Raw genomic sequence first — 26,695 nt, 5'->3', positions numbered from 1 at the left:
ACTCATTTTTCTTTCTTTAAATATTCTTTAATTCCGAGAAAAATTAAGTTAGTATTTACATTAATTTTATTCCTAATTTCTGGAGAAATTGCTTGTAAATATTCCCCTAATAACACCGCATCTCCTCCCGTCAAAATAACCTGACTTTGGGGATATTGTTGCCACCAGTCTTGACAAAAATCCTTTATTCCTGCCACGATCGTATATATAACACCACTTTGAATTGCTGAGGGAGTATTTTTTGCCCAACGGGGAGTTATCTCCTGAATAACCTCGATTTCAGGCAATGCCGCCGTATTAAAAAACAAGGTTTGTAACTGCAATCTTACACCGGGTAAAATTGCTCCCCCTATCAATTTTTTGTTTTCGTCTGCACCAGTGAAAGTTAATGCTGTACCACTATCGATGACAAGACAAGGAAAACCATAATTACATCCTGCGCCCCAGAGAGTTAAAATTCGATCGACCCCCATAGTAGAATAAATATCTAGTAAAGGAATTACTGTAGGATCAATAATTCTAGTTTGAGATAAAGAAAGATATATTTTCGTTGCCGAAGGCACAACAGAAGCGATATATAAAGGAATTTTCTCTTTAAGATAACCATAAAGAGTTCGATCGACCACAAGAGGTAACTCCCGTAAAGAATCCACTTGAGGAGTATTCCACGTTTGACACATTTTCTCGTCTTCAAAATAGCACCAATGGAGACGAGAATTACCAATAATTAAGCCTAACCAATTCTTCAAAACAGTTAACAATTAATAATTATTACCAAAAATTATACCCAATAATAAAATAAAACCGATCCAAACATTTTGACTAAATATTTGCCCATAATTAACAAATTCCTGATTAGATTTTCTTAACGCAATATACTGCCCTACCCACAGAATCACAGCGATCGACCATGCTAGACCAAAAAAGAGGTTAAACCCATTTGCCGAGCCTAAATAAGCAAATAAACCAGCAGTGAGAGCAAAAAATAACCCCACTACCTCCCCCGCCGAATCCCCAAAAAAGATCGCACTAGAATTAATGCCCACCTTGAGATCATCTGGCTTATCTGCCATAGCATAAACCGTATCAAAGCCCATAGTCCAAGTAATAGTCGCACCCCATAGCACCCATGTATTGAAGTCAAGATTACCTGTCACAGCACTCCAACTAATTAACACAGCAAAACCCCAAGCAATAGATAAAACTAACTGAGGAATCGGAAAAACCCGTTTAGCCAAAGGATAACAAATAATTACAGGTACAGAAGCCACACAAAGCCAAAAACTGAGAGTATTAAGATAGAATGCTAAAACCCCAGCACAACCTAAACTAATCATAAAAACAATGATACCCACCTTCACCGACAAGGCACGGGAAGCAAGAGGGCGCGTTTTAGTTCTTTCTACCTGATTATCTATGTTACGATCCCATAAATCATTAATCACACATCCGGCAGCGCTGGTAGCTAAACTACCTAAAATAATGATACCTACTAGCAACAGGGGAGGATGTCCCATACTAGCAAAAAACACCGCCCATAAAGCAGGAATCATCAAAATCAGTCGCCCGGCAGGTTTATCCCAACGCAATAATTTAAGAATACTTTGCATCATCGGGGGAGAATTAACTTCGGAGGAAGAAATCATGGGGCAATTATGTTTATTATTAAGGTTTTTAACTCTAAATTCTAACTATGGTACAACTAAGACGGGACAGGGTGCAAGATTAATCACTCGATTAGTGACACTATCTTCCACCCCTTCTTTGGTTAAGCCTAAGCCTCGACATCCCATAATGATTAAATTCGCTTCCACTTCATCGGCTACATCACAAATCACAAAAGAAGCCATACCTTCCCTTTCAATAATTTCTGCGTTAATATTTTCTTGGGCAAATAATTCTTTTGCTCCTGCCAAAAGTTGCGCTACAGTATCTTCATTACTCATGATGGGATCGTCTTGGGTGGATTTTTCCACTACAGATAGTAAAAATAATTTACTCTCGTAAGTTTTCACTATATTACTGACGATCGCCACAGCATCTCTAGTTTCTCGACTTTGATCGATGGGAAAGATAACATTTTTAAACATAATACCTACCTAACCAAATAGAATATATAATTTATCGTCAACAATTATCTATTATCCATTATTAAAGGAGTTTTTATGAATAAAACAATAAATTGTCAGGTGGAATGTCTTAATGGCTGTATTTTAGGAGAAGAATGTCCCAATAAAGAATTTGTGGCGAAAACTTCTCAGTTTTTGGAAAATACTTCCCTTGATAAAATGCTAGAAATGGCAGAAATGGCTCGATTAAAGAAAATGAGTGAGCCTCCAAAGTGGATTATTCCTGACGATTTTTAGCTTAATCGGCGAGAAGCCCCACACTTTGTTTTCGAGAAAAAATAATTAAACAAGTGTGGTTGGTAATCGCCAGTGACGTGCTAAGATGAAAAATAGGCTAACCACCTCACCACATGACACAAACGTACAGTAAAAACTGGTGAACAGTGCATAGCGTGGGACTAACACGGTTAAAACATTGAAGCCGATGGGCAGTCGGTCAAAGTCTGTGGAGGGCAATGAATCGGGGTCTTATATACAACTTGTCTATGGGGCTAGAAACACCCGTTAAAACAGAAAAGTCTTATCGTGAGGTAAGAAGCCAACATCTGTACCGTAGGTCAGTGTGGGAGATGTCACATTCTGATAGAATTTTTGAGCTAAATACGGGCAATATGCCCGTGTCACGGAATCTCAAACTCCCGTTTTTTTATAAACACAAAAGTTTCAATGAGTTACTTTCTTTTTGTAATGGGTTTATACCTTTCAGCTTTAGCATAATTAACTGATTGAGCATTTTTAAAGAAATCATCATCTAATTCGGGTATATCGGAATAGTCAATATCTTCGTCAGGTATTGCTATAATCTCTTTCATTCTTTGCTCTGTCATCGGTGGAATTTCACTTCTTTTAACTGTAATAATTGTCATATTTTAACCTTTCTTTCTGAAAATATTTCATTAATTTTCATCGCTAAAAAGTAGAGTCATTTTTAAGAATTAATAAAAAAGGTGGGCAATGCCCACCCTACTTTTACATGGCTATCATGTATTCTTTAACGGTACTACGTTTCTTGCGCAGATGAGCTAAGGCTTGTTGCTCTAATTGGCGTACTCTTTCTCGACTGATATTCATTCTTTGTCCTATTTTAGCTAGAGATAATTCTCTGCCGTCTTCTAAGCCAAATCTGAATTTTACTACTTGTTGCTGTTGGGGAGTTAATTCTCCGAGCAATTTGTGTAAATCTTGACGCATCAATTCTTGAGTGATGTAGTTATCAGGGGAAATACCGTCATCTTCTAAAAGTTCTGATAGTTCGGTATCCTGATTGTCTCCTACTCTCACATCTAAGGAGATGGGTTGACGAGCAATACTGAAATATTCTCGAATTTGAGCAGGTTCTAACTCTAGGGCTTCGGCGATCTCTAAGGGTGAGGGGCTTCTACCTAGTTTTTGAGATAATTCTCTTTGGGTTTTTTTGATTTTATTAAGTTTTTCTGTAATATGAATAGGTAATCTTATGGTTCTAGCTTGTTGGGCGATGGCACGGGTAATAGCTTGACGAATCCACCAATAAGCATAGGTAGAGAATTTAAAGCCTTTGGTGGGATCAAATTTTTCTACTCCTCTTTCTAAACCGAGACTTCCTTCTTGGATTAAGTCCAAAAATTCCATATTTCTTTTTTGATATTTCTTGGCGATCGCCACAACTAAGCGCAAATTTGCCTCAATCATTTTTTGTTTGGCGCGTTTTCCTTGATGAATAATCTTTTTGATTTCATCGGGAGTTTTATTAGATGCGATCGACCATTCTTCGGTAGTTGGTTCTCTATCTAAGTCTTTGAGTAATTCTTGTTTAATATTATATAATGCCATCATTTGTTGTACTTGTTTTCCAAAAACAATCTCTTGCTCATGACTCAAAAGAGGTACTTTACCGATTTCTTGGAGATAGGTACGCACCATATCTACGGTAGTGGCTTTTCTCTTGTCAATTTCGTTTATTTTAGCGGTAATTTTAGCAGTGGACATAGGGCTTATATTCTCCTAATTCAAGCGAACCATGGTTTTGATAGATTGTCTCGACAAGCAACCTTTGATTTAAAACGAAGTCGTTATGACTTTTGATAATTATTTATATGAATGCTTCAGTTTCTATTTAGACGTTAATTGATTAATAAAAGTTCACGATCGAAGTTTTTATTTTTATGATATTAGTTTTATCTTAATGCTAATATCTTAATTGTAGTCAATAGTTAGCTGAGAGTTTTTTAAGTTTTCTTAAGTACTTATTTATATAATGACGGATACTAGATATAATTGTTATCCCCCTAGGAGGGTGATGACCGAACTTAAAGATTCGTTACATTACGATAACCGAAAAGAGGGAGACGAGAAGACTAGGAGACTGGGAGACTAGAAGACGATCGGATATTTTGTTGATGGTTAATTATTATTATTCCCAAATAGCCACATAATATTAACACCAACACTAACATTGCCATTGGATTGGGTAATAACACTACCAATATCTCCTGTACCTACGGCATTGGTGGTATAAATTCCTACTCCCACATTGGTTTTAGGTGGCATATAACGAGCGCCAGCCGCCCACACAGTCGCATCATTACTCAACATGGGGGTTACTTCTCCAATGATTTGGAAGCCTGAAAATGCCTGTAGGTTGAATCCTAAACCTGCTCCCAGAATGCTATTTCCACCATATAATCCTGCTTTGGGGTTGAATGTTAAGGCTATTTGATCATTGATTTCATAGGCAAAAGAGGCTTCGGCGGTAAATGCACCTACTCCATCATCATTACCAGTAGCTTCTTGGAATGCTCCTCGAAGTCCGAAGGAAAAAGGATCTCCTTGACTTTGACTTAAAAATCTGATTTTGGTTGAACCTCCCAACTTCAAGGAATTACCGATGGGTTCATCGCTATCACTTAATTGTTGTCCGATAAAGCCTAATTGAGCATTATCACTCATACCATAGCCTACCTCAAAATTAAGACTAGGTCCGATACCACCATCAAAAGAAAACATCCCTTGTCTTATGGTGTTTGGACTACTTAGAATAATACCATCAAATAATAATTGCTTATCTCGAGGAGAAAAAGGTTGTATGGGGCGACTGTCGAAACTACGTTGATAGTTTTGACCAATATCTGGAGTATAGCGCACATTTAAACCAACGCCAACGGGTCCGCCATCAGGAAGAAAGGATAATAGTTTTGTAGCGGGGGTACTTCCTAAGCGGTTGGTGATGGATAAATCAATGCCGACATTGGGGCTGTGTAAATAGTTTAACCCTGCACTCCACACAACGCTTTTGGTGATGTCTCCACTGGTATTAACACTGTTGCCACCGGGGCCGAGGGGTACGTTTATATCAGCAAAAAAGCCAATACGATCGTCAAATTTGAAACTTAATCCTGTACCCAGATTGAAAAATGTACCATAGAAATCTCCTCCTCCGTTAATACCATCAGGAAAAATAGCTAAACCTCCCACAACGTGCCATTGATAGGTGTTGCCAAAGTTATAGGTCAAAGGTACTTGAACTGTTCCCCCAACAGTAGTACTAGAGTTCGATCGATCTGTGGGAGTGAATAAGCCATTTTCTCCTGTAATTTTGATAAACTCTAAAGAACCAACTACCGCTACATTATAGGTAGGTTCGTTAATAAACTGGTATTTGAAGTTGGGTGCAAAGGATAAAAAGCCAAAATCCGTAGGTTTGCCGTTAAATCGACTACCTAAAGTATCATCAAAGAATGATAAACCTGCCCCTATTTGCCACTTATCACTAATACCATAATCGATCGAGGCGTTATAGGTTTGTAAGCCAATACCTCCTCCTTCCGAACCTTTGGAGAATAGGTTAACTCCATAACTGGTATATAATGCCCCTTGAGGTAAAATATTCGCAGTTTCGATCGTCATGGGGTCTAATGGTTTCAACTGTAGAGGTGTTAAGATATATTCTACTGGTTTACTGGTTTCAATTTCGATGGAATTTTCTGGGGTAGGAGATACAGGATTCGTATTGTCTTGAGAAAACAGTACTTGAGAACTATTGTTGGGAGCAAGATTGTCGGTGTTAATGGGAGATTTAACTACCCAAGAATCCCTAGTATCATCGGCAAAGGCAGGGGAATCGAGGCAAAAACCTAAGGTAAGAACAAGTTTTGACAATAGTAGGTATTGAATTTTCATAAGTCTAGTTATAAATAAAAGCTCTATAGGTAAAGTGATCGTGAGAAAAAATTTTGAGGATTTTTCTAATTCATTCAATATTAGAATAAACGAGGATAAACATAATCATCAAAAAAAATGTTATGAAAATAATCAAGAAGTTAGTAAAAATAATGCCGATGGGTAAGGTAGTGGATGACTTTCACTCAATCAAAGAAAAAAATTAAGCTCAGGTCAAAAACACCCTGAATAAAGATTACAATTGATTCTAAACTAACTCAATTACTTGAGTCAGAAAAGAAAATATTGAATTAGTGAGGATTGAATTTTGATGACAACTTATATTCCCGAAAATAAAAGAAAAATTTTATGTGTCTTTCCTAAATATAGTCGATCGTTCGGTACTTTTCACCATGCTTATCCGTTAATTAAAGGGGTGAAAGGATTTATGCCACCTCAAGGAATTTTAGTGGTAGCGGCTTATCTTCCTAAGTCATGGGAGGTGAGATTTATTGATGAAAACATTACCATGGCGACTAAAGCTGATTATCAATGGGCGGATGCAGTGATTGTCAGTGGGATGCACATTCAAAAACCTCGTATTAATCACATTAACGAATTAGCGCATCAAGAGGGTAAAATAACTTTATTGGGAGGACCTTCCGTTTCTGGTTGTCCTGAATATTACCCCGATTTCGATCTGCTACACTTAGGGGAATTAGGAGATGCCACCGATCGAGCTATAGAATATTTAGATAAGCATACGCAAAGACCAACTCAACAAATACGTTTTGAAACCGTTGAAAGACTACCCCTCGATCGATTTCCCATACCCGCCTATAATTTAATCAAATTAGAGCAATATTTTCTGGGCAATATTCAATTTTCCAGTGGTTGCCCTTATAACTGCGAATTTTGCGATATTCCTGAATTGTACGGCAATTCTCCCCGTTTAAAAACCCCCTCACAGGTAATAGCGGAATTAGATGCCATGTTGGCTTCAGGTAATCCGGGGGCGATTTATTTTGTGGATGATAACTTTGTGGGTAATAGACGGGCTTTGATGGAATTGTTACCCCATTTGATAGACTGGCAGAAAAAAAATGGCTATCCTGTAGAGTTTACCTGTGAAGCAACCTTGAATTTAGCCCAAAGTCCAAAATTGTTAGAAATGATGCGAGAGGCTTATTTTACCACCGTTTTTTGTGGTATTGAAACCCCTGAGCCTTCGGCATTAAAAGCGATTTCTAAACAACATAATCTCAGTATGCCCATTTTGGAAGCGGTAAAAACCTTTAATCGTTATGGTTTAGAAGTGGTGTCTGGTATCATCATCGGTTTTGATACGGATACCCCCGAAACGGCAGATAATATCCTAGAGTTTATCAAGGCTTCTCAAATACCTGTGTTAACGATTAATCTACTTTTCGCCTTGCCCAAAACTCCTTTATGGAATCGTTTAGCAAAAGAAGGACGCATTATTGAAGAAGATAGTCGAGAGTCGAATATTGATTTTCTCATGCCCTATGAAGAAGTAGTTAATATGTGGAAACGGTGTATTTCGATCGCCTATAATCCCGAATACTTATATGAAAGGTTTGCCTATAATGCCAAACATACCTATCCTAATCGCTTAGAAATTCCAGATTCTCAACGAGCCTCATGGAGTAATATTAAAAAAGGATTACAAATATTAGGTAATTTACTCTGGCGTGTTGGGGTGTTGAGTAATTATCGTCAAATCTTCTGGAAAATGGCTATACCTGCTTTTAAAAGCCTTGATATTGAGAGTATAATACACATTTCTCTTGTGTCACATCATTTAATCAAATTTACTGAAGAATGCACTCAAGGGGAAGAATCAGCATCTTTTTACTCACAAAAACGGCTTGAGTGAAACCTGAGTGAACTATAAAAATAGGTGAGGGCTGACTTGGAAGACTCCGAAGACAGGAAGACAGGAAGATTGTAAGTACTCATGCAAAATAGATTGTGAATTTTAAAATTAATTAAAATAACTTACATCTTTGTTGCCTCTTGCCTTTTGCCTTTTGCCTTTCATAAAGTAAACATACAATTAATTTTGCCTACTCACTTATATATGAAACTTGTCTCTGTAATTGTCCCTGTCTATAATGTGGAAGCCTATATTGCTCAAGCTATTAACTCGGTTTTGAGTCAAACCTATCCTCATTTTGAATTATTGATTATTGATGATGAAGGAAACGATCGAACTATGGATATTTGTCGGCAGTTTGAGGATTCTCGCATCAGAATTATCTCGCAAAAAAATCGAGGATTAGCGGGGGCAAGAAATACGGGGATTCGCCACAGTCAAGGAGAATATTTAGCTTTTTTAGATGGTGATGATATGTGGATGCCTGATAAATTAGCAAAACATATTGAGCATTTAGAATCTCATCCTGAAGTGGGGGTGAGTTTTTGTCGATCGGCTTTCATTGATAATCAAGATAAATTACTTGGTACATATCAAATGCCTAGATTGCAAAATATTACAGCAGAACATTTGTTTTACGAAAATTCCATCGGTAATGGTTCAGCCCCCGTGATTCGCACAGAAGTATTTGAGGAGATTTGTTTTCCAGATAACCGTCATGGAGAGGAGGAGAATTTTTATTTTGATGAGGATTTTCGACGATCGGAAGATTTAGAATGTTGGATTAGAATTGTCTTACAAACGGCTTGGAAAATAGAGGGATTTTCTGATACATTAACCCTTTATCGAGTCAATCAACAAGGGCTTTCGGCAAATGTCTTTCCCCAGTTGGCTTCTTGGGAGCAAGTAATCGAAAAAACTCGTTTATATGCCCCTGATCTGATCGATCGTTGTGAAAAACCTGCAAAAGCCCATCAGTTATTCTATTTAGCCCGTCAAGCTATTAAATTTAAGGATGGTAAAACCGCCGTAAAATTAATTAATCAAGCCTTTTCTACTTACAACAAGATTTTATTTACTAATACCCGTGTTACTGTATTAACTTCGATCGTGGGTTATTTACTGTATTTATTGCCTTCTCCTTTGTATAATTTTCTGGAATTTTGGGGCTTAAAACTGAACGGATTTATCCAAAAAAGTGCCATTAAACGAAATAAAAATTAAAACATCGATCGAAGTTGTACTTTAAATATTTTTCTGGTTTTGGGATGGGTTGCATTACTCAAAAAAGAGGCGATGGCTTGGGAAATAATCGTGGCGATGGCAGCTCCAATTCCAGCATAAAGAGGAATCAAAAGGAGATTAAGTATTACATTACTAATCGCCCCTAAAAAAGTTCGCCGAAAAGATAAATCGTTTAAGCCTTCGGCAATAAACCAAGGAAATGTACCCTGCCCCATAAACACAAATACGGAAGTCCAAATATGAATCGCTAAAATCGTTCCTGCGGGGCTAAATTCTTGACCAAATAATAGTAGTATTAATGGTTTTGATAAAATTGTCATGGGAATAGAGATGGAAATGGCAACGATATTTAAAAACTTTAATACCTTAGTAATTTTTTCGTAATAAAGTGCTTCATCGCCGTCTTTTTTTGCCTGATAAATGCTAGGAGATACAGAAGATACGATCGCAGTGGGAATAAAATACCACGCCTCAGAAATTTTCGTAGCGGAAGAATATAAACCAACGGCATTAGCATCAATCATGAAACCAAGCATAATTTGATCCATCTTCATATAAATCATAACGGTTAAGCCCGATAATATGAGAGGCCAACTTTCTTTAAGTAATTTTTTTGCTAAAGATAAACTCCATCGCCATAGTTTCAGAGAATAACCTTGAGATTCATACACAATAATTAAACCAATACCTGCAATAATAAATTCTGCTAAAGTCGCCCAAGCAAAAGCGATCAAGGAGGCATTGAGGTAGATTAAAATTATTTTGAGAATCCCAGCGATAATAAATGCTGTATTTTTGGCTAAAACGGTATATTTCGATCGAACTTGAGATTGAAACCAAAGATCGATCGTCTCAAAGGCTCGAAAAATCCCCATCGAGCCTAAAATTGCCACTAAATAAATCGTTAAATAATCATCTGGTTTGAGTAGAAAAATAGTCAAAACACTGATGATTAAACTGGCTATCCCCCCTCCAATTTGCAACCAAAAAGTAGTACCTAGTATGGTATCTTTATCTTCAGGGTTTTCTGTAATCGTTCTGACTACCAGAGAGGGTAAACCAAGAGTTGAGATACTAATAAACAAGATAACGAAAGCCAAGGCATAGTTAAAAATACCAAATTGCTCTACTCCCAGATAACGGGCAACCCAGACTCCTATCAATAAGCCCATACCCATTCTCAAGATTCGATCGAAAAAAAGCCATCCTGTATTACCGACTATTTTCAGTAATTCGGGATTATTTTTTAAGTGTTTTAATTTTTCGACAATATTTTTGTAATTCATAAAGTTTTATATATTTTTAAATCAGCACGACGTTTTTATTCTCAAAATTTGATTTAATGGTTCGACTACACGGTTATCGAGCGTAGTCGAGACTTGTATTGAGCGTAGCCGAAGTGTCTGCTAAACCGACTAAGAAAAATTCAATTTTATCCCGACTTTGAAAAAAACCCTGCTTATTAAAGCATGTATGGTAATTTCTCACAAATGATTTAGGATTGCTATATGATATAAAGTATCGCATGGGCAAAGAATTAGACTCAGATTAAAATTATGGGAAAGTTAGAAAAATTAATCGATAAATTATTAAGAGATCCACCAGAATTAAGTTATGATGATGTCTATTATATTCTTACTAATTTTGGCTTTCAAGAAGTATCAGCAAAGGGTAGTCATCATACTTTTAGGAATAATCAAGGACAGAAAATAACCGTACCCAAAAAAGGCGGTAAAACCGTTAAAAGAACTTATCTTAAACAAATAGTAATGTTATTAAAATTAGGAGAATAAACTCAATGAAAACTCAAGATAAATTAACCACATTAAAAGATTATTTAAACTTAAATTATCCTATTACTTTTTATCCCGAAAATGAAGGCGGATATACTGTAATAATTCAAGATTTAGAAGGTTGTATTTCTGAAGGTGAGACATTAGAAGAAGCGATGGAAAATATATTAGATGCCAAACAATCATGGTTAGAAACTGCATGGGAATATGGTGATAATATTCCTTTCCCCTCTAATTTTATTCCTAATAATTAGACTTTAGGCTCTTCTACTTTGAGTATGATAAATTATATCTAAAAAAAGGTGTCAGGTATGTCGAATCACCCTTTTCCTAGCCATCACCAGTAAACTTAAATGCAAACTAGCTTATTACTCAAGAACATTTTTGATAATTTTCTTCACAACTACTTGTAAAGGCGCTCTCCACCAAAGAATAGTTAAACCAAAGGTAACTAAAATTGAGCCTAATCCCGCCCCGATGATTACCAGTTTTGTTTTGGGGGATGTTGCGTCTTGTGGTAAACTAGGTTCTTCGATTAACTGTAGTAAAGGAAATGAACCAAAGGGATCACTTTTGCCTAAATCCACTTTCGCAAGGGTGGTAGTAAATATAGCTTCCGCAATTTGCACTTCTTTTAATAAAGAATCAAGAGTTCGGGCTTTATCGACTAAAATAGTTAGTCGTGCTTCGAGTTCTTTTATTTGTTGATTTAATGCCTCTAGTTGCCCCATAAAGCCCTTATGTTCTGATTCTAGGGTGACAATTTTTTGATATAGTTCTCCTCGTTTAATGCCTAAACCACTGGTATTGTCTAGGTTAAGATTTTGTAAGCTATTTTGATCTAAGGATTTGCCTAGTAAGGATTCTCCTCGTTTTAAAAAGATATTAAGGGCTGTTTGCTGTTTGTCTTTTAATTCCAATACATCAGGATAATTCTCTCCTCGACTTTCTTTTAAGGCTTCTAATTCTAGGGTTATTTGGGTATATTCTTTTAAACTATTTTGAAATTCTTGATCACTTTGTAAAGTAAGAGAGTCTGAGGCTTCGGGGGAAGATGTTTGTAACGTTTTTGATAGTTGTTCTAATGTAGCTTCTGATTGTCGGGTTTGAGTGACTAATTCGGCTCTTTGTTTTCGTAGTTGTTCGATCGTATTAATTAAATATCCGACCTGATCCGAGGAACTTAAACCCGATTGCATCTTATAATCTGAGAGACGGCTTTGAGCCTTAGTTAATTTTGATTCTGCTTCATTCACCGCCGATTGAATCGCCTCATTGCGACTGTTTTGTTCCGTGGTGCGCAGAAAATCTAATCTGTTGGCTAAGGCTTGGTAAAGAGCTCTTGCTTTTTGTTGAGCTTTTTCGGGAGTGTTGCCCGTTATTTCTATTTTAAAAGTAGTGGTATTATTAATAATCTTGATTTGAGGTAAGCCAAAATCTTCTAAGGGTAATTTCATTGAGTCGGCTGCTTCTTGTAAAACGGTACTATTGGAAGCGATTAGTTTATAATTTTCTCTGGGATCAGATGAACTACCAAAAGCGGAGGAAGTGGATGTCACCGCTTGTCCAATATCGGGTAAGTTGACATTGACTCCTTGTCCGCTTCCTGCTACATTCAAGATGAGTTCGCTGGTATAACTAGGGATAGTAGTTTTTAGATAATAAAGAGCTAATCCCCATACCATTCCATTCGCAAGGGCTGCTACTCCCAAATAACGAAAAATTCTCCATCCAATTCGTTTTTGCGATGTGGTGTTGATTATATTTGATGGTATAGTTTTGACCATAAAATTTAATGATAAATTAGCGAAAAATATTTCTAAAGATTAAAAGAGGGCTGAGAGGGCTAAGTATATCGGCGATCGTACGGAAAACATCTCTGGTGCTAGTTACTTTTGAATCGTAACAGACAACGCCATCTCTTGCCATTAAAAAAGGATTATCGTCATCTTCGTTGTTATCACGGAGTAATTCTTCAACTTTTCTTTCGGTGACAGAAGTTTCCCCTGTCAGAACATCAACTCTGACTAACATAGCGATACGAGAGGCATTGGTATCAGGGATACCACCGGCACAGTTAGCGGCGATAACCGCTTGATGAAAACGAGCGCCATAGGGAAAAGTAATGCCTTCTTGTTGATTGCCGATGGCGGAGGTGGCATTACTATTGGCAGGAATCGTCAAATTAGAAATAAAAACTTTGATACCGGGGGGAGTAATGACGGAAGGGCGAACTAATTGGGGTTGAAAATGGTCTTTGGCAGGAACTATAATTTGATCGCCCGATATTAAGGGTATATCGTCCACTGGTTCGCCAGTAAATACTCCCGAAAGATCAACGATCGTCTCTAACTCTCCTCTTTTGACGACAATTTGTTCTATATCCGCCGTTGGTAAAACCCCTCCAGCCGATCGAATGGCATTGGTTAAAAAACGCCCTAAAGGAAAGTCTCCTGTTATCTGTTGGGCTTCTCTGGAAATGTTTACATCCGTGCCTGATTCTTCTCGATTATTAATGAGTATCAATCCGGGCTGATAGACTTCTCCGCTAATACTAACTTGTATGGGCGACCATTTCAACATTTCGATACTTAGTTGTAGTCTTCCAGCGGGGAAAAAACCTCGATCGATCAACAACTCAGACAATTGTTGTTGTACTTGGTAAGGTTCTAATCCTACCACTGACACTGAACCCAGAAAAGGGATTTCTAATGCCCCATCTTGATTAACTTGATAGACTCCTGCAAAATATTTTTCATTAGGTATGGAAACTTGTAGTCGATCGCCCTTAGATAAAGGTAAACTATGGGAGGATGGGATCATTAATATAGAAGTCAACAAGAACACAAAGACATTAATAACCGTTTTAGTCTTGTTAACAAATGAACTCTCCATCGCCAATGTCTCCTTATTTTTAGCCTCAATTATTAGTATAATCTATCTTGAAAATGTCCAAGAGCAGTGCATTGAAGGTAAGTGAAATGATGACAAGAGCTTTTTTCGACAAAATACTCATAGAAATTAACTGATGAGTGTCAAAGATTTATATTTTCTGGATTGTAGAACTACTCAAATAATTTTTATACTATTAAGATGTTAAAAAAAATTGATAATCATAATTTTCACTTAGAAACTGTTAGTAATCTTGACGAAGTAGAAAATTTATTAAATTGGTTTGAAAAACAATATCAATCACATATCCCTGACAAAATTTGGTTACAGGCTCAAACAGTTTTGATTGAAGGATTTACTAATGCGGTGCGTCATGCCCATGAACATCACGAACAAGAAACATTAATTAGTTTACAATTAGAGATTAATCCTCATCATTTACAGATTAAAATTTGGGATCAAGGTACATTTTTTGATTTGACTTCAGCTTTAGAAAATTTGCACACGAAAATTAGCTGTAATGAGATTGATTTGTTTGAAAGGGAGTCTCAATGGGGTTTTATTTTTTTTCTCAAATTAAGGGATGAATTTGGTTGGTCGATCGATTATACCCCAGCGGGGCAACATAATTGTATGGAGTTTCGATCGCCCAATTTTTACAATATCTAGGGTTTGCTGAAAAAGTATGAGTGGTGAAGGGGAAGTGTTAGGTATTAGGTTAAAGAATGAAAAATCAAGTTTTTTGAAGTTGTACGTTTGTTGCACGAACTCTATGTTTTCGCCTAATAGTTAAGTAGCAAAAATCTCTCTGATTAACCAGTAATTTGCATACCTATTTAAAACAACTTGAATAGCATCAACTATACTAACTTCTAAATCATTTTGATTAATTGCTACGATCATTTTATAAATTAATTCAAAAATAACTCTTGCTTCTTTATCTATCATTAAAAATAAGCCATTTTCAGTATAATTTAACTTATCAATTTCTTGTAATCCTATTTTTCCAGTAATGTAACCCTCTTTTTCATCTCTTAATAAATAAAATTTAATATTACGATTAGATATAACCAATTGATTAAAATTTTTGATTCTATTAGTAAAAGCTGAACCACCAATATTCAGAAAACCAACTGCTAATTTTAGCTTATTTTTGTTGATTAATAAATTTTCTGGAATTACCTTTCTCCCTAAAGTTAAATGATCCATATTTATACTTGAATCATAGCTTTTAAATGCCTCTATAATTGTTACTAATTTTCCATACTCATCATCATCAGTAATAATATAAGGATTGTGATAATTGTCAGCAATTAAACCTTCATTTTCTTCTAGGTAATTTAAAATGGTGTTTTCTACAGATATGAGTACATTATTTTCTGAAGATGTCTGTTTAATATTATTAATTTTTATTGTGTTTTTATCTTTCATTTCAATAGTAAGATTAAATTCTTCGTTTTCCTCTTCTAATTGACTTTTAACATTAACATTAATTTGGTTTTCTGGTATTAATAATTCTACGTTATTATCAGTTAATAACGGTTTGCAAATATGGGCAATTTGCCTTAAAGCATTTTCTAAGCTAACTAATTTTTCTTCTACAGAGATATTGTTTTTAGATGGTAATTCTTCGGGTAAAGGTAAGTTTAAAACTCGATAATGATAATAGTCTGATGCTTTATTAATTACTTTTCTGATGGAAAATTGTCTCAAAATTACTTGTAAATCTTGGGGTTGAAATAATGTCTCTAAAGTTGTGCCTACTTTTTTGCATTTCATTGCTAACATTCTTCTTAATTCATCCGCCGAAGGAGTTTGTAAAATTAGTTGATTAATAGATAATCTGTCAATGGTAGAATCATCAAAATACCCCTGAAAACTTTGCCAACGATCCGGGAAAAGATTAACTACAATTAAGGAATGGGGAACATGGGTTATAATTTCCCTTAAAGCATTGCCAAAACTGGTGAGAATATCGGGTTGATGAATAAGATATTCAAGTTGATCAAAGATAATAATTAATGGTTCATCAAGGGTAGATAATTGCCCAAATAAACGGATTCCTTCTAAGGCAAAATCTTCTCTGCTAAGATTATCTTCTTGCCAATTATTTAAGCCTATATCCTCACAAATTTGACTGTCTAATTCATTGCCTGTTAACCATCTTCTGATTTTATCTTTGATATTAGGATCTCTATAGCTACAATATTTGATGATACCTTTAAGAATATTGGGTGCGTAACCACTAGCAGAATAATTACTTTCCCACCATTGAGTTATTTTAATTTCTATATATCGCCAATTATCCCTATTTTTTTGAGTATTTTCTCCTCCTAATCGATCGAACAAAATTAGACTATCATTTTGTAATTGTTCAATTATTTGCTCTAATTTTTGGGTTTTATCTTCCTGTTGAATTATTTTTAAAATATTAGTAAAAACACGAGCTAAGAGTAAATCTAATTGGGTGCGTTGACTGCCTTCGATGTCAACTCTTTGGGCAAAACTTTCTAATATCCTTGAGTAAATGTGGTGCATTACGGAGTTAGCATTGTTGGGTTGACGCACATATAAGAGGCGATGGGTTATTAATGTGGCTTTGGCTAACCGCATCATCAGGTGAGTTTTTCCACTTCCTGCTTCTCCGAGTATCAATGCACCCCGACTCTGTTGGTTTTCTCTATCTTGCTTGATTTCTTCCACTAGGGATTTTAGGTGATAGAATTGGCTTCTGTATATATGTTCAAAGTCTAAATGATTTTGATAGGGATCATCCACACGACTGCTACTAAAGGGATTTTTTACTGATGGTGTTGTTACAATTTGTTCGACTGCCATAGGTGTATTATTTTCTATTTGAGAGTGAGAAGTTAGGTATAAGTATAATTGTAAGGTAAATTGTGCATCATAACGAGCGCGATGGGCTTGAACTTTTTGAAAATAAAGATTATCCACTTGCAGGAAGAATCTACGGCAGAGGTTGCCCAGTTGATAACTATTAAGTTTGGGGTATTTTTGTTGTGCTAATTCAAGGGTGCAAATAAATTGTGCTTGAGGTAATTGTTGGCGGCATCGGCGGAAACTATTTTTAATAATAGTTCGATCGTGTTGAGCGTTATGACAGATAATGGTTTTATTCGGTAAGATGTTTTGTAAGTCTTTAATGATTTCTGTTAAGGCTTTGTGATTTAGTCTTTTTGTTGTACTCCCTCTTGTTTTGACAAAGGCTTCGTAAATTAACTTTCCGTCTTGATTGATAATAGCTATTTCTCTGAGGGTGTCGCTTCCTTCGGTATCGATAACGATAAAATTCATGTTTGCGCTAATTTATCCAGTTTTTTTAATTCCTTCTCCGCCCGTGAATCAATGCTAATCTTCCAAGTCAAGACTTTTCTCCCATTCATCAAGGCTTAGATAATTTATTATTCCATAAAAAAAGAAAGACTGAACAAGAGTTAGACAATGTTAGTATTTAAGTTATTTGTAGAGAGATATTTTTATCCCTTGCTCATTAAAGTCATAAATATTCTCTAGTAAATCTTAACTACTTCTCCAAAGGGAAATTTATCCATATCTAATCCCCCCGGCACAACTACCCATAAAACTGGTAAATTGGGTTTCTCTCTAGGAAAATCTCCATAACCGTCAGTTAGATAAACACAAACTCCTTGTAAGCATAAGTCTCTGGTTTTTTCTACTTGTTCAAAAAAGGGAATAAATGATGTGCCACCACCACCAATAGGCTTGGGAATATCATCGTTAGCTTTTAGTTCATAACCGCCGTAAATGTTGGCATCGGCATAATATAATTGGCATTGAAGATGAGGATATGCTCCTAATATTCCCAGTAATTCACTACAAAATAAATTCATTTGAGTATCAGATATTGAACCACTTGTATCAATACAAACATATACTTGCACGGATTCTCCAGCTAAAGTATCTAAATATAAACCACGAGAGATAAAACGTCGATCGAACCCTTGAAAATCTGTCGGAGTTTGCACTAAATACCGCCAAAGATAAGTACGCCAATCGATTTGTGCTGATTGTAATTCTTTGAACTGCCTTTCCATCCCCGCAGGTAATTTGCCCTGATTTGTAGTTCGAGCAACGATATTGGCTTGTTGCATAGCATTCTGCCAATAGGCTTTTAATTGGGCTTGTTTATGTTGTTCGATCGAACCTGTTAATTCTACATCTATATTATCAGATCGATCGATCTTTTCTTGCTGACTATTCTCCCCGTTGTCAGAATCGGCAAGAGGTTGATTAAGTAAATCAGGCATTAACAGACTAGGTTTAGATTCATCAGGCTGTTGTAAGAGTAATTCGTAAATCTCCTCAACGCTTTTAGTTTCCCATTCAGGTTTACGGATTCCATTGGGGGGTAATTCATAATTTTTATCCTCAGCGATTAAACCGTTAACCACTATATCACAAGCAATATTCCATAACTGACAGTCTCGATCGTGTCGGCGAATGGTATGTAATAAAGCCATGTGCAAGATTTCATGTAAAATTAAACCATCCTGCTGTGCCTTCGGTAAAGAAATTAGATATTCGGGATGATAAAAAACTGTTTTACCATCTGTAGCGGCGGTATCAATGGCATAACTGGCTTTAAACTGAGCAAATAGGGCTAAAGTAGCAAAAAAGGGGGATTTTACCCTCATTCTTAACCTTGAAGCACTTATTATTTCTTCATCTTGTGACGTTTGTTTAATCATTAGTATTTTTCCTCTTTATTTAAGTTGGTTAAATTCTTCTTCTGTCACGCCTAACTGACTTAAAATTTCCTTGAATAACCAACCGCCAATTTCTGCATTACCATGAATAGGAATTGTTGTCGCCCTTCCGTCAATATGTTGCCAACGGGCATGACTGCCTTTTTGACGAACTTTTTGAAAACCCAATTTTTTTGCTACTTTTTCTATAGTTTTTACAAAACTTAGGCATGAGCTACAACTTTTATTTCGACATCATTAGGTAATATTTTTCCTTGCTCAAGATATTCTTCCTGAATCATTGAGAAAACATTATTTAACTCACTTCTTGCTTCCTCTTCACTTTCACCCCAACCATGACAACCCTTAATTGCTGGAACATAAGCAACAAAAGTATTGTTATCATCAGGTTTAACTATAATCGTATAATCTGTCAATGACTTCATCGTTTTAAATAAATTTATTTAAGATTCACTATATATATAAAGATAACAAGCACTGAAGTGTTATTTTGAAAAAAACTCTATATTATTCCCACTAAATCACGGAAATCTTTAAAGAATTTTTGTAACTCCTTATTTTCTTTAATCAACTTACCTAATGCCCCCATTTGCCCTTTGCTTTGCATTTGACGAATTAAATCCACTGCAAATAATTGTACCCATTCCTTTGTTGCCTTTTGACTTAACCATTCAAAACCATTTAACGCTTCATCAGCATTTTTCCCCCTAATAGCAAGGGCGATGGCAGTAGCATAACGGGTAGATGCTTCGGAGGGAAAGTCGATTTTTTCCCCTTTACCCTTTAAAATCCCGTCAATATCAGGTAAATTTTTATATAACGCCACAAAAGCATTAAACTCCGCACTTGCACCCTCTCCCACCGCAGGAGTAATATCTATTTGATTAAAATGTAACTTATTCGCCATTTCCCATGTGCGAGGAGAAGCCCAAGCATGACTTTGAATATCTAGTTTATGCAACAATGAACAAAAATAATTTCTCCCAATCCTCCCAAATCGCTTCTAATTCTTTCTCTAAGGTTGATTTACTAAAGTTATAGGACATTAGTTTCATTTAGTATTATATTTTGTAATTAGAGTTTGCTGAATAAATCAGAAAGCTATTACAATCGACAGTTTAGACATAATACATTAATGAAAAAGTGCTCAGTTTTGAGGATTTTTATTCAAAAAGTGAACACTTTTGACCTTATTTTCAATAGTATTTCTATATTTTTGTATTACAAAAGGACTCAAAACCTTGATTTTTCATTCTTTAACCTAAAACCTAACACCTAATACCTAACACCTATCCTCATCAAAAGACTTTTTCAGCAACCCCTAATTATATTTATATTTATTGTGTATTAAATGATGCGATATTATATTTCAAATTGTTAAGACAAAATGTATTTAAAAATATCAAGAAATTAATGTTTGTATGGTCATAATAATTTATTTGACAAGATATTTAGTGTTTTTAAAGATTAAATAATTAATAGTACGATGATCAATTTGACGCAAACGATTTTGACCTCTTTCTATTTCTAAATCGATCGCGCTACTTCTGCCCATTTCATTATTAATTTCCAGTAAATAACCGATGAAAGTTCTTTCTTCTCCTTTGTTTAAGTCCTTACTAATTGTCTTTAAATTTTTCTCTATTTGTTCATAAGTAAGAGGATTTCCTTCTTCATCTTTAATAGCAGTTAATAGTTTCTTTTTAATATCATCTTGTTTAACTTGTTTATTAAAGTTAACGGTAAATATTTGTTGTCCAATAGTTGCTAAAATATTGTTAACTTCCGTGCGAGTAATATATTTTTCTATTTGATATTGACTAGCAGAATACATCTCTAAAACTAAATCTTTATCAATATTTGATTCTACTCCTTTATCACTAACAACTTTAATGGTTTTATGGTTAACTTTAACTACTTTATAATATTGAATTTCTGCTAAATGCTCCCCTACTTGAATTTTCTCAACATCGAGATTTCCTCTCGATGTAATTACAGGTTTGATAATGGGTTTTTGAGATAAATTTGCCTCTGTCATGATTTAATTCTCCAGTAAACTTGATGTTTTTTATTTCTATTTATTTATCCAGTTAATTTCGTTAATTTATGCCATGAGAAGAAAAATCTTTTTAAAATATGGCTCTTCTACAGTAGTTATGATAAATTTTGAGCATTTTAATTTTTAATGTGTGTTCTTTTACCGAAAAATACGGACGTGGGGCTTCTTACGGCAGAAGCTAACTACTGCCTTAATCATCTTTTACCATAAAATTATTTACAAGAATCGTGCGATCGCAGTAGAATAGAGAGAGAATCAAAATTCAATCAAGAGAAAATAATGACAGCTAGTGTGACGACACCCAAAAAACCCTCCAAAGTCGAGAATTTAAAAGAGCGTAGTAACTTTTTAAGAGAGCCAATAGCTACAGAATTACAACAAGATACCACCCATTTTAGCGAAGATGGTATTCAAATCCTCAAATTTCACGGTTCATATCAACAGGATAACCGAGATAATCGAGTGAAAGGACAAGAAAAAGACTATCAATTTATGTTGCGCACCCGCAACCCCGGCGGTTTTATTCCCCCTCAACTCTACCTCGCCCTTGAAAATCTCTCAGAAGAATACGGCAACCAGACATTAAGGGTGACAACCAGACAGGGTTATCAAATTCACGGCATTCTCAAAAAGAATCTCAAGACTGTTATCGGTAGTATTGTGAAGAGTATGGGTTCGACTTTAGGCGCTTGTGGTGACTTAAACCGCAATGTGATGGCGCCTCCTGCACCCTATAAAAATCGCCCTGATTATCAATACGCTTGGGAATATGCAGACAAAATCGCTGATTTACTCACTCCTCAAACGGGGGCATATTACGAAATTTGGTTAGATGGAGAAAAGGCGATTACGGCGGAGGAAGCGCCCGAAGTGAAAGCCTATCGTCAAAAAAATCTCAATGGTACTAATTTTGAAGCCTCAGAAGAGCCTATCTATGGTACTCATTATATGCCTCGTAAGTTTAAATGTTCCGTTACTGTACCTGCTGATAATTCGATCGACATCTATACCCATGATCTTAGTTTAGTGGTTATAGTGGACAAAAAAGGAAAATTACAAGGGTTTAATATCCTCGCAGGAGGGGGTTTAGGGCGTACCCATCGTAAAGAAGAAACCTTTGCCCGTAGTGCTGATGAGATTGGTTATGTCGCAAAAGACGATATTTTTGATTTAGTGAAAGCAGTTGTAGCTACTCAACGGGATTATGGCGATCGTGTAAATCGTCGTCACGCACGGATGAAGTACTTAATCAACGATTGGGGAGTAGAAAAATTTACCGCTAAATTAGAAGAATATTTCGGCAAAAAAATAGAGGCTTTTAAACCACTTCCCGAATGGAAATATGAGGACTATTTAGGATGGAATGAACAAGGAGATGGTAAACTATTTATTGGTATTTCCGTTGAAAATGGGCGAGTCAAAAATGAAGGAAATTTTCAGTTAAAAGAAGCGCTCAAAAAAGTCATTGCTAAGTATGAATTGCCAACTCGCTTAACCGCTAATCATAATATTATTCTTTACGAAATTGAACCCCAATGGCAAGAAGATATTAGTAAAATTTTAATGGATCATGGAGTAGAAATTAACCCCGAAAATGTTAATCATCTTACCCGTTATTCTATGGCTTGTCCAGCACTTCCCACTTGTGGATTAGCCACCACAGAATCTGAAAGAATTTTACCTAGTATTCTCGAAAGAATTGATAGTTTATTAGGTAAGTTGGGCATGAAAGAAGAAAACATCGTTATCCGTATGACAGGATGCCCTAATGGTTGCGCCCGCCCTTATATGGCAGAATTAGGTTTTGTGGGTGACTCTCCCAACGTCTATCAAATGTGGTTGGGAGGATGTCCAAATCAAACTCGTTTAGCACAGGTTTATGTTGATAAACTGAATGTTAATGAGTTAGAGAAGTTTTTAGAACCTTTATTCGTCTTTTTCCGTGATAATAAAGAAAATAACGAAACATTTGGACAATTTTGTCATCGAGTTGGCTTTGAAGCCTTGCGCACTTTTGCTGATAAATATAAATTTGGGAAGAAAAAAACTGTGACTTCAAAAGACAAAAAAGTCCGTAAAAAGCGTAATGAGCATCGTGTTAGTGTTAATGAAGAATGGTATCAAAAATTGAAGACTACTTCTTCTCAACAGAAAAAAGCCATGAATCAAATCGTTGCCGAAGCCTTAGAAGCCTATTTTACTCATAAGTAGCTTATGGGTGAAAGTAATGAATCTATTGACGAATGAACTAAAAGCCTGATCTTTGATTAGTATTTTTGCACTCCTCTCCTCTGGGAGAGGGGTGAGGGTGAAAAAATAACGACAGTTTAAGAGTATAATAATAGTATTAAATTTTTTGTCTATTTTTTCTTAACTTTTTCTTAAACTATGACTGATTTTTGGACGATCGAAGACAGTAATAAACTTTATCAAATTCAAGGTTGGGGTGAACCTTATTTTTCTATTAATGAACAAGGTAATATTGCGGTTTCGACTAGGGGTGATGATGATAAAATTGATTTATTTGAATTAGTCGAAAGTTTGAAAAAAAGAGATGTTCATTTACCGTTATTAATCCGTTTTTCTGATATGTTAGACGATCGACTTAAACGGTTACATGACTGTATGAATGAGGCGATCGATCGATATAATTATGATAACGTTTATCGGGGAGTTTATCCCATCAAATGTAACCAACATAAGCAATTAGTAGAAGCATTAGTAGAATATGGAAAACCCTATAACTTTGGCTTGGAAGTCGGCTCAAAACCAGAATTAATGATTGCTTTAGCCACCTTAGAAGTGGATAAAAATGGACAAAGATTATTAATTTGTAATGGTTATAAAGATAAAGAATACTTAGAAACTGCCCTTTTAGCACAACAATTAGGGCATAATTTAATTATCGTTATCGAGCAAATAAGTGAACTATATATTATACTAAAATTAGCCCAAAAATTAAACCTAAAACCAAACCTTGGAGTGAGGGCAAAACTACAAACAAAAGGCTCAGGGCATTGGGGTAATTCCACAGGAGAAAAAGCCAAATTTGGTTTAACAATTCCCGAAATTTTAACGGTAGTAAATAAGCTCAAATCCGAAGATAAATTAGACTGTTTAAAACTCTTACATTTTCATATTGGCTCACAAATTTCCTCCATTGCCGTCATTAAAGATGCCATTAGAGAAGCCAGTCAAATTTATGTGCAATTAAGCAAAATGGGCGCAGGAATGAAATATTTAGACGTTGGCGGTGGTTTAGCTGTGGACTATGATGGTTCAAAAACCAATTTCTACGCTTCTAAAAACTATAATATGCAAAATTATGCCAATGATATAGTCGCCGCCGTTAAAGAAACCTGTGATGAAAACAATATCCCTTCTCCCATTTTAGTTAGTGAAAGTGGTAGAGCGATTACTTCTCATCATTCTGTGTTAATTTTTAATGTTGTAAGTAGTAATAATCCTCCCTTAGAAATACCTAAACCTACGGAAGAAAAAGAACATTTAATTATCCGCAATTTATGGGAAACTTACGAGACGATTGACGAAGAAAATTATCAAGAAATGTATCATGATGCGGTGCAATTTAAAGATGAAGCCATTAGTTTATTTAACTTTGGTTATTTAAGTTTACTCGATCGAGCTAAAGCAGAACAATTATATTGGGGATGTTGCCATAAAATCTATCAAATTACCAAAAATGAGACTTATGTTAGTGATGATTTAAACGACTTAAATGATTTAATGATTGCTACTTATTATATCAATTTATCAGTGTTTCAGTCAGCCCCTGATGCTTGGGCGATCGATCAATTATTTCCAGTTTTACCTATTCATAGATTGAACGAAAAACCAACAGTAAAAGGAGTTTTAGCTGATTTAACCTGTGATAGTGACGGAAAAATTGACAAATTTATTGACTTATTAGATGTCAAAAATGCCTTAGAATTACATCCATTAAAACCCCTAGAAGCAAAAGATATTGATAATAAGGAAAACACCAATTTTCAACCCTACTATTTAGGAATGTTTTTAGTAGGTGCTTATCAAGAAATTATGGGTAATTTGCATAACCTATTTGGAGATATAAATGTTATCCATATTCAGAATAAAGAAGAAAATTATCAAATCAAATATGTAGTAAAAGGAGACACCGTTACCGATGTTTTAAAATATGTCGAATATTCAGCGGAAGACTTAACCGAAAAACTCAGATGTTTAACAGAAAATGCCCTCTTAGAAAAACAAATTGATTTAGAAAAATCTCAACTTTTAATCAAAAACTACGAAGAAAATTTGCGTAGTTATACTTATTTAACTTAAGTTAATCATCAAATTTTTGATGTGAGTAAAAAATATTAGGGGCTTAATATATTAGGCACTTCTACTTTGAGTATGATAAATTATGTCTAAAAAAAGGTGTCAGGTATTAGGTATTAGGTAAAATGCAAACTGTAAATTTATAACATCTGCATTTTTAAAATTCTAAACCTATTATATATCAAGACTTTTAACGATTATTTACTACTAAAATATCATAACTACTGTAGAAGAGCTGGAAATAATAGCAGAAAAACTTAAACAAAAATATGAGTCGTAATCATGAGCCTCAAATATTAATTGACACTGGTATATTAGTCGCTTTTTATAGTGTAAACGATAAATATCATAATCAAGTGATTGATTTTTTTCTCATTGTCGCAGTCAATTAATTACTCTGATTGCAAGGCGAGTTGTGTTAATTTTGTCAGCCTTATTTTTATTTCGATCACCAAGTGTCGCCTTTTGCGATCGAATAAAAAGAATTATAGTTGATGTATATTAATTCCTAATTCTCAATTCCCGATTAGGTTTCAGAAGATGCCTGAGCATTAATTAGAGGTGAAAGATAAGCCACTAAAGCACCTAAAACAAAACCAATTACATTACGAAATAAAGGCAACCATTCTGAAGTACGGGTGACAACAGGTCCCATGCCGAAGGCAAAAAACAAAATTCCCCATAGAGGCGAAATAATTAACACCCATTGCCAAGCAAAAACTTGTCCGGGTTTGCGGGGAAGGGCAGCTAAACCAAAAATTACTCCTCCTACTATAGATGTAATTAAAGTTAAAATCCATTGTTCTTGAGGTAATCCGGGTACGACTAAACAACCACCATCAGCTAAACAACCCTTCACAGTAGTTAACGCTTCCACGATCGAATTATTTTCCCCATGTTCTCTTACATAATACATATTGCCAAAACGATTTTGTAATTCAATCCAAAAAGTACGGGGTAATAAATCATAAACATTGTCTCCCACACTAAAAGCAAGTATATTTCCACCTCTACCATCGGCTACTAAAAGAACACTTTTATCATCTAAATCCCAAAACTTAATTACTGCGCGCCCCGGAGATCGCTCATACTGAGTCAAAACCCTTAATTTCCATCCTGTTTGTTGCTCAAAATCCTCAATTTCTGTAATTAAGGCTTCTTCTTGTAAATCAGGCAAATAATTAGCTAAATCCACCACAGGAGTAACTTCGGAGGGTAACAACTCAGGATTGTTAACCGCATTGGCACTACTGTAGGGCGAGAAAAACCATGTAGAGAGAGAGATTAAACCAACAACAAAGATGATAGTAATTTTATTGAATAAAGGGTTTTGTATCATAATTCTGAGAGCAAATTTTTTAAAATAAAAGATTTTTTAATTTTTGTTACAAATATTAATAATTATTTTAACTGATCTCAGGAATTAATTAGAGTCGAGAGGAAAGTATTTTGATGAAGGTATTAGGGGAATG

General features: G+C 35.3%; 25 protein-coding genes. 9 read left to right on the top strand and 16 right to left on the bottom strand.

What is annotated here, in order from left to right:
- Positions 1 to 2: 2 nt before the first annotated feature.
- From SYN6308_RS18690 to SYN6308_RS18680, 3 genes are read right to left on the bottom strand one after another with little or no spacing between them, the layout of a single operon-like run.
- Entirely contained in the window at positions 3 to 749 is a 747-nt protein-coding gene (locus tag SYN6308_RS18690) for a pantothenate kinase (RefSeq protein ID WP_144051472.1), read from the bottom strand.
- 12 nt (positions 750 to 761) lie between these two features.
- Positions 762 to 1,646 (bottom strand): 4-hydroxybenzoate solanesyltransferase, encoded by an 885-nt coding sequence (locus SYN6308_RS18685; protein WP_017295979.1) that lies wholly within the window; start codon positions 1,644 to 1,646, stop codon positions 762 to 764.
- Positions 1,647 to 1,691: 45 nt separating this feature from the next.
- Positions 1,692 to 2,090, bottom strand: coding sequence for a universal stress protein (locus SYN6308_RS18680; protein WP_017295978.1), 399 nt, complete (start codon positions 2,088 to 2,090; stop codon positions 1,692 to 1,694).
- Positions 2,091 to 2,165: 75 nt separating this feature from the next.
- Between SYN6308_RS18680 and SYN6308_RS18675 the strand changes: the two genes are divergently transcribed.
- Positions 2,166 to 2,366 (top strand): hypothetical protein, encoded by a 201-nt coding sequence (locus SYN6308_RS18675; protein ID WP_017295977.1) that lies wholly within the window; start codon positions 2,166 to 2,168, stop codon positions 2,364 to 2,366.
- Between the two features lie 434 nt (positions 2,367 to 2,800).
- On the opposite strand, the gene SYN6308_RS22990 is transcribed toward SYN6308_RS18675, so the two are convergent.
- The 3 genes from SYN6308_RS22990 to SYN6308_RS18660 all read right to left on the bottom strand — a co-directional run bounded on the left by SYN6308_RS22990 (position 2,801) and on the right by SYN6308_RS18660 (position 6,266).
- On the bottom strand, positions 2,801 to 2,995 hold the full coding sequence (locus SYN6308_RS22990) for a hypothetical protein (protein ID WP_017295976.1): 195 nt from the start codon (positions 2,993 to 2,995) through the stop codon (positions 2,801 to 2,803).
- Positions 2,996 to 3,098: 103 nt separating this feature from the next.
- Positions 3,099 to 4,097, bottom strand: a complete 999-nt coding sequence (locus SYN6308_RS18665) for an RNA polymerase sigma factor, RpoD/SigA family (protein WP_017295975.1) — start codon at positions 4,095 to 4,097, stop codon at positions 3,099 to 3,101.
- Between the two features lie 414 nt (positions 4,098 to 4,511).
- Entirely contained in the window at positions 4,512 to 6,266 is a 1,755-nt protein-coding gene (locus SYN6308_RS18660; protein ID WP_237741233.1) for a hypothetical protein, read from the bottom strand.
- Between the two features lie 331 nt (positions 6,267 to 6,597).
- On the opposite strand from SYN6308_RS18660, the gene SYN6308_RS18650 reads away from it, so the two are divergent.
- Both SYN6308_RS18650 and SYN6308_RS18645 read left to right on the top strand, forming a co-directional pair.
- The gene (locus SYN6308_RS18650) at positions 6,598 to 8,163 is read left to right on the top strand and encodes a B12-binding domain-containing radical SAM protein (protein WP_017295972.1); all 1,566 of its coding nucleotides are present in this window, start codon (positions 6,598 to 6,600) and stop codon (positions 8,161 to 8,163) included.
- A 204-nt stretch (positions 8,164 to 8,367) separates the two neighbouring features.
- On the top strand, positions 8,368 to 9,387 hold the full coding sequence (locus tag SYN6308_RS18645; RefSeq protein ID WP_017295971.1) for a glycosyltransferase family 2 protein: 1,020 nt from the start codon (positions 8,368 to 8,370) through the stop codon (positions 9,385 to 9,387).
- Here SYN6308_RS18645 and SYN6308_RS18640 read toward each other — a convergent pair.
- Positions 9,384 to 10,694, bottom strand: coding sequence for a flippase (locus SYN6308_RS18640; RefSeq protein WP_017295970.1), 1,311 nt, complete (start codon positions 10,692 to 10,694; stop codon positions 9,384 to 9,386). The genes SYN6308_RS18645 and SYN6308_RS18640 overlap by 4 nt on opposite strands.
- 270 nt (positions 10,695 to 10,964) lie before the next feature.
- Between SYN6308_RS18640 and SYN6308_RS18635 the strand changes: the two genes are divergently transcribed.
- Both SYN6308_RS18635 and SYN6308_RS18630 read left to right on the top strand, forming a co-directional pair.
- Complete coding sequence (locus SYN6308_RS18635; RefSeq protein ID WP_017295969.1) at positions 10,965 to 11,201, top strand: type II toxin-antitoxin system HicA family toxin; 237 nt, start codon at positions 10,965 to 10,967, stop codon at positions 11,199 to 11,201.
- A gap of 5 nt (positions 11,202 to 11,206) precedes the next feature.
- Positions 11,207 to 11,455: a type II toxin-antitoxin system HicB family antitoxin gene (locus tag SYN6308_RS18630; protein WP_017295968.1), complete on the top strand. Its 249-nt coding sequence runs from the start codon at positions 11,207 to 11,209 to the stop codon at positions 11,453 to 11,455.
- Between the two features lie 114 nt (positions 11,456 to 11,569).
- Here the strand turns inward: SYN6308_RS18630 and SYN6308_RS18625 are convergent, their stop codons facing one another.
- Together SYN6308_RS18625 and SYN6308_RS18620 are read right to left on the bottom strand one after the other, a co-directional pair.
- Positions 11,570 to 12,988, bottom strand: a complete 1,419-nt coding sequence (locus SYN6308_RS18625) for a GumC family protein (protein WP_017295967.1) — start codon at positions 12,986 to 12,988, stop codon at positions 11,570 to 11,572.
- Positions 12,989 to 13,004: 16 nt separating this feature from the next.
- On the bottom strand, positions 13,005 to 14,096 hold the full coding sequence (locus SYN6308_RS18620) for a polysaccharide biosynthesis/export family protein (RefSeq protein ID WP_026102162.1): 1,092 nt from the start codon (positions 14,094 to 14,096) through the stop codon (positions 13,005 to 13,007).
- Positions 14,097 to 14,294: 198 nt separating this feature from the next.
- Between SYN6308_RS18620 and SYN6308_RS18615 the strand changes: the two genes are divergently transcribed.
- Positions 14,295 to 14,762 carry an ATP-binding protein gene (locus SYN6308_RS18615; RefSeq protein WP_017295965.1) on the top strand — a complete coding sequence of 156 codons (468 nt, stop codon included), beginning with the start codon at positions 14,295 to 14,297 and terminating at the stop codon, positions 14,760 to 14,762.
- 120 nt (positions 14,763 to 14,882) lie between these two features.
- Here the strand turns inward: SYN6308_RS18615 and SYN6308_RS18610 are convergent, their stop codons facing one another.
- The 6 genes from SYN6308_RS18610 to SYN6308_RS18575 form a co-directional block, all read right to left on the bottom strand.
- Positions 14,883 to 17,408, bottom strand: a complete 2,526-nt coding sequence (locus tag SYN6308_RS18610; protein ID WP_017295964.1) for an exonuclease domain-containing protein — start codon at positions 17,406 to 17,408, stop codon at positions 14,883 to 14,885.
- Between the two features lie 215 nt (positions 17,409 to 17,623).
- The gene (locus SYN6308_RS18600) at positions 17,624 to 18,823 is read right to left on the bottom strand and encodes a vWA domain-containing protein (protein ID WP_040466891.1); all 1,200 of its coding nucleotides are present in this window, start codon (positions 18,821 to 18,823) and stop codon (positions 17,624 to 17,626) included.
- Between the two features lie 15 nt (positions 18,824 to 18,838).
- Positions 18,839 to 19,030 carry a type II toxin-antitoxin system HicA family toxin gene (locus SYN6308_RS18595; RefSeq protein ID WP_026102159.1) on the bottom strand — a complete coding sequence of 64 codons (192 nt, stop codon included), beginning with the start codon at positions 19,028 to 19,030 and terminating at the stop codon, positions 18,839 to 18,841.
- A gap of 14 nt (positions 19,031 to 19,044) precedes the next feature.
- Positions 19,045 to 19,266, bottom strand: a complete 222-nt coding sequence (locus SYN6308_RS18590; RefSeq protein WP_017295960.1) for a type II toxin-antitoxin system HicB family antitoxin — start codon at positions 19,264 to 19,266, stop codon at positions 19,045 to 19,047.
- Between the two features lie 77 nt (positions 19,267 to 19,343).
- Positions 19,344 to 19,805: a hypothetical protein gene (locus tag SYN6308_RS22985; RefSeq protein WP_192816141.1), complete on the bottom strand. Its 462-nt coding sequence runs from the start codon at positions 19,803 to 19,805 to the stop codon at positions 19,344 to 19,346.
- 471 nt (positions 19,806 to 20,276) lie between these two features.
- Complete coding sequence (locus SYN6308_RS18575; RefSeq protein ID WP_017295957.1) at positions 20,277 to 20,879, bottom strand: hypothetical protein; 603 nt, start codon at positions 20,877 to 20,879, stop codon at positions 20,277 to 20,279.
- 297 nt (positions 20,880 to 21,176) lie between these two features.
- On the opposite strand from SYN6308_RS18575, the gene sir reads away from it, so the two are divergent.
- The 3 genes from sir (at position 21,177) to SYN6308_RS25860 (ending at position 25,615) form a co-directional block, all read left to right on the top strand.
- Positions 21,177 to 23,111 (top strand): sulfite reductase, ferredoxin dependent, encoded by a 1,935-nt coding sequence (gene sir, locus SYN6308_RS18570; RefSeq protein WP_202803919.1) that lies wholly within the window; start codon positions 21,177 to 21,179, stop codon positions 23,109 to 23,111.
- A gap of 177 nt (positions 23,112 to 23,288) precedes the next feature.
- Positions 23,289 to 25,226, top strand: a complete 1,938-nt coding sequence (gene speA, locus SYN6308_RS18565; protein WP_017295955.1) for a biosynthetic arginine decarboxylase — start codon at positions 23,289 to 23,291, stop codon at positions 25,224 to 25,226.
- Positions 25,227 to 25,492: 266 nt separating this feature from the next.
- Complete coding sequence (locus SYN6308_RS25860; RefSeq protein WP_017295954.1) at positions 25,493 to 25,615, top strand: hypothetical protein; 123 nt, start codon at positions 25,493 to 25,495, stop codon at positions 25,613 to 25,615.
- Positions 25,616 to 25,749: 134 nt separating this feature from the next.
- Here SYN6308_RS25860 and SYN6308_RS18555 read toward each other — a convergent pair whose 3' ends face one another.
- A complete protein-coding gene (locus SYN6308_RS18555) occupies positions 25,750 to 26,562 on the bottom strand; it encodes a TPM domain-containing protein (protein ID WP_017295953.1) in 813 nt (270 codons plus the stop codon).
- Positions 26,563 to 26,695: the final 133 nt, after the last annotated feature.

The sequence above is a fragment of the Geminocystis herdmanii PCC 6308 genome (genome assembly GCF_000332235.1).
In the GTDB taxonomy this organism is placed as follows: Bacteria; Cyanobacteriota; Cyanobacteriia; order Cyanobacteriales; family Cyanobacteriaceae; genus Geminocystis; species Geminocystis herdmanii.
This window is presented reverse-complemented; position numbering and strand designations above follow the sequence as displayed.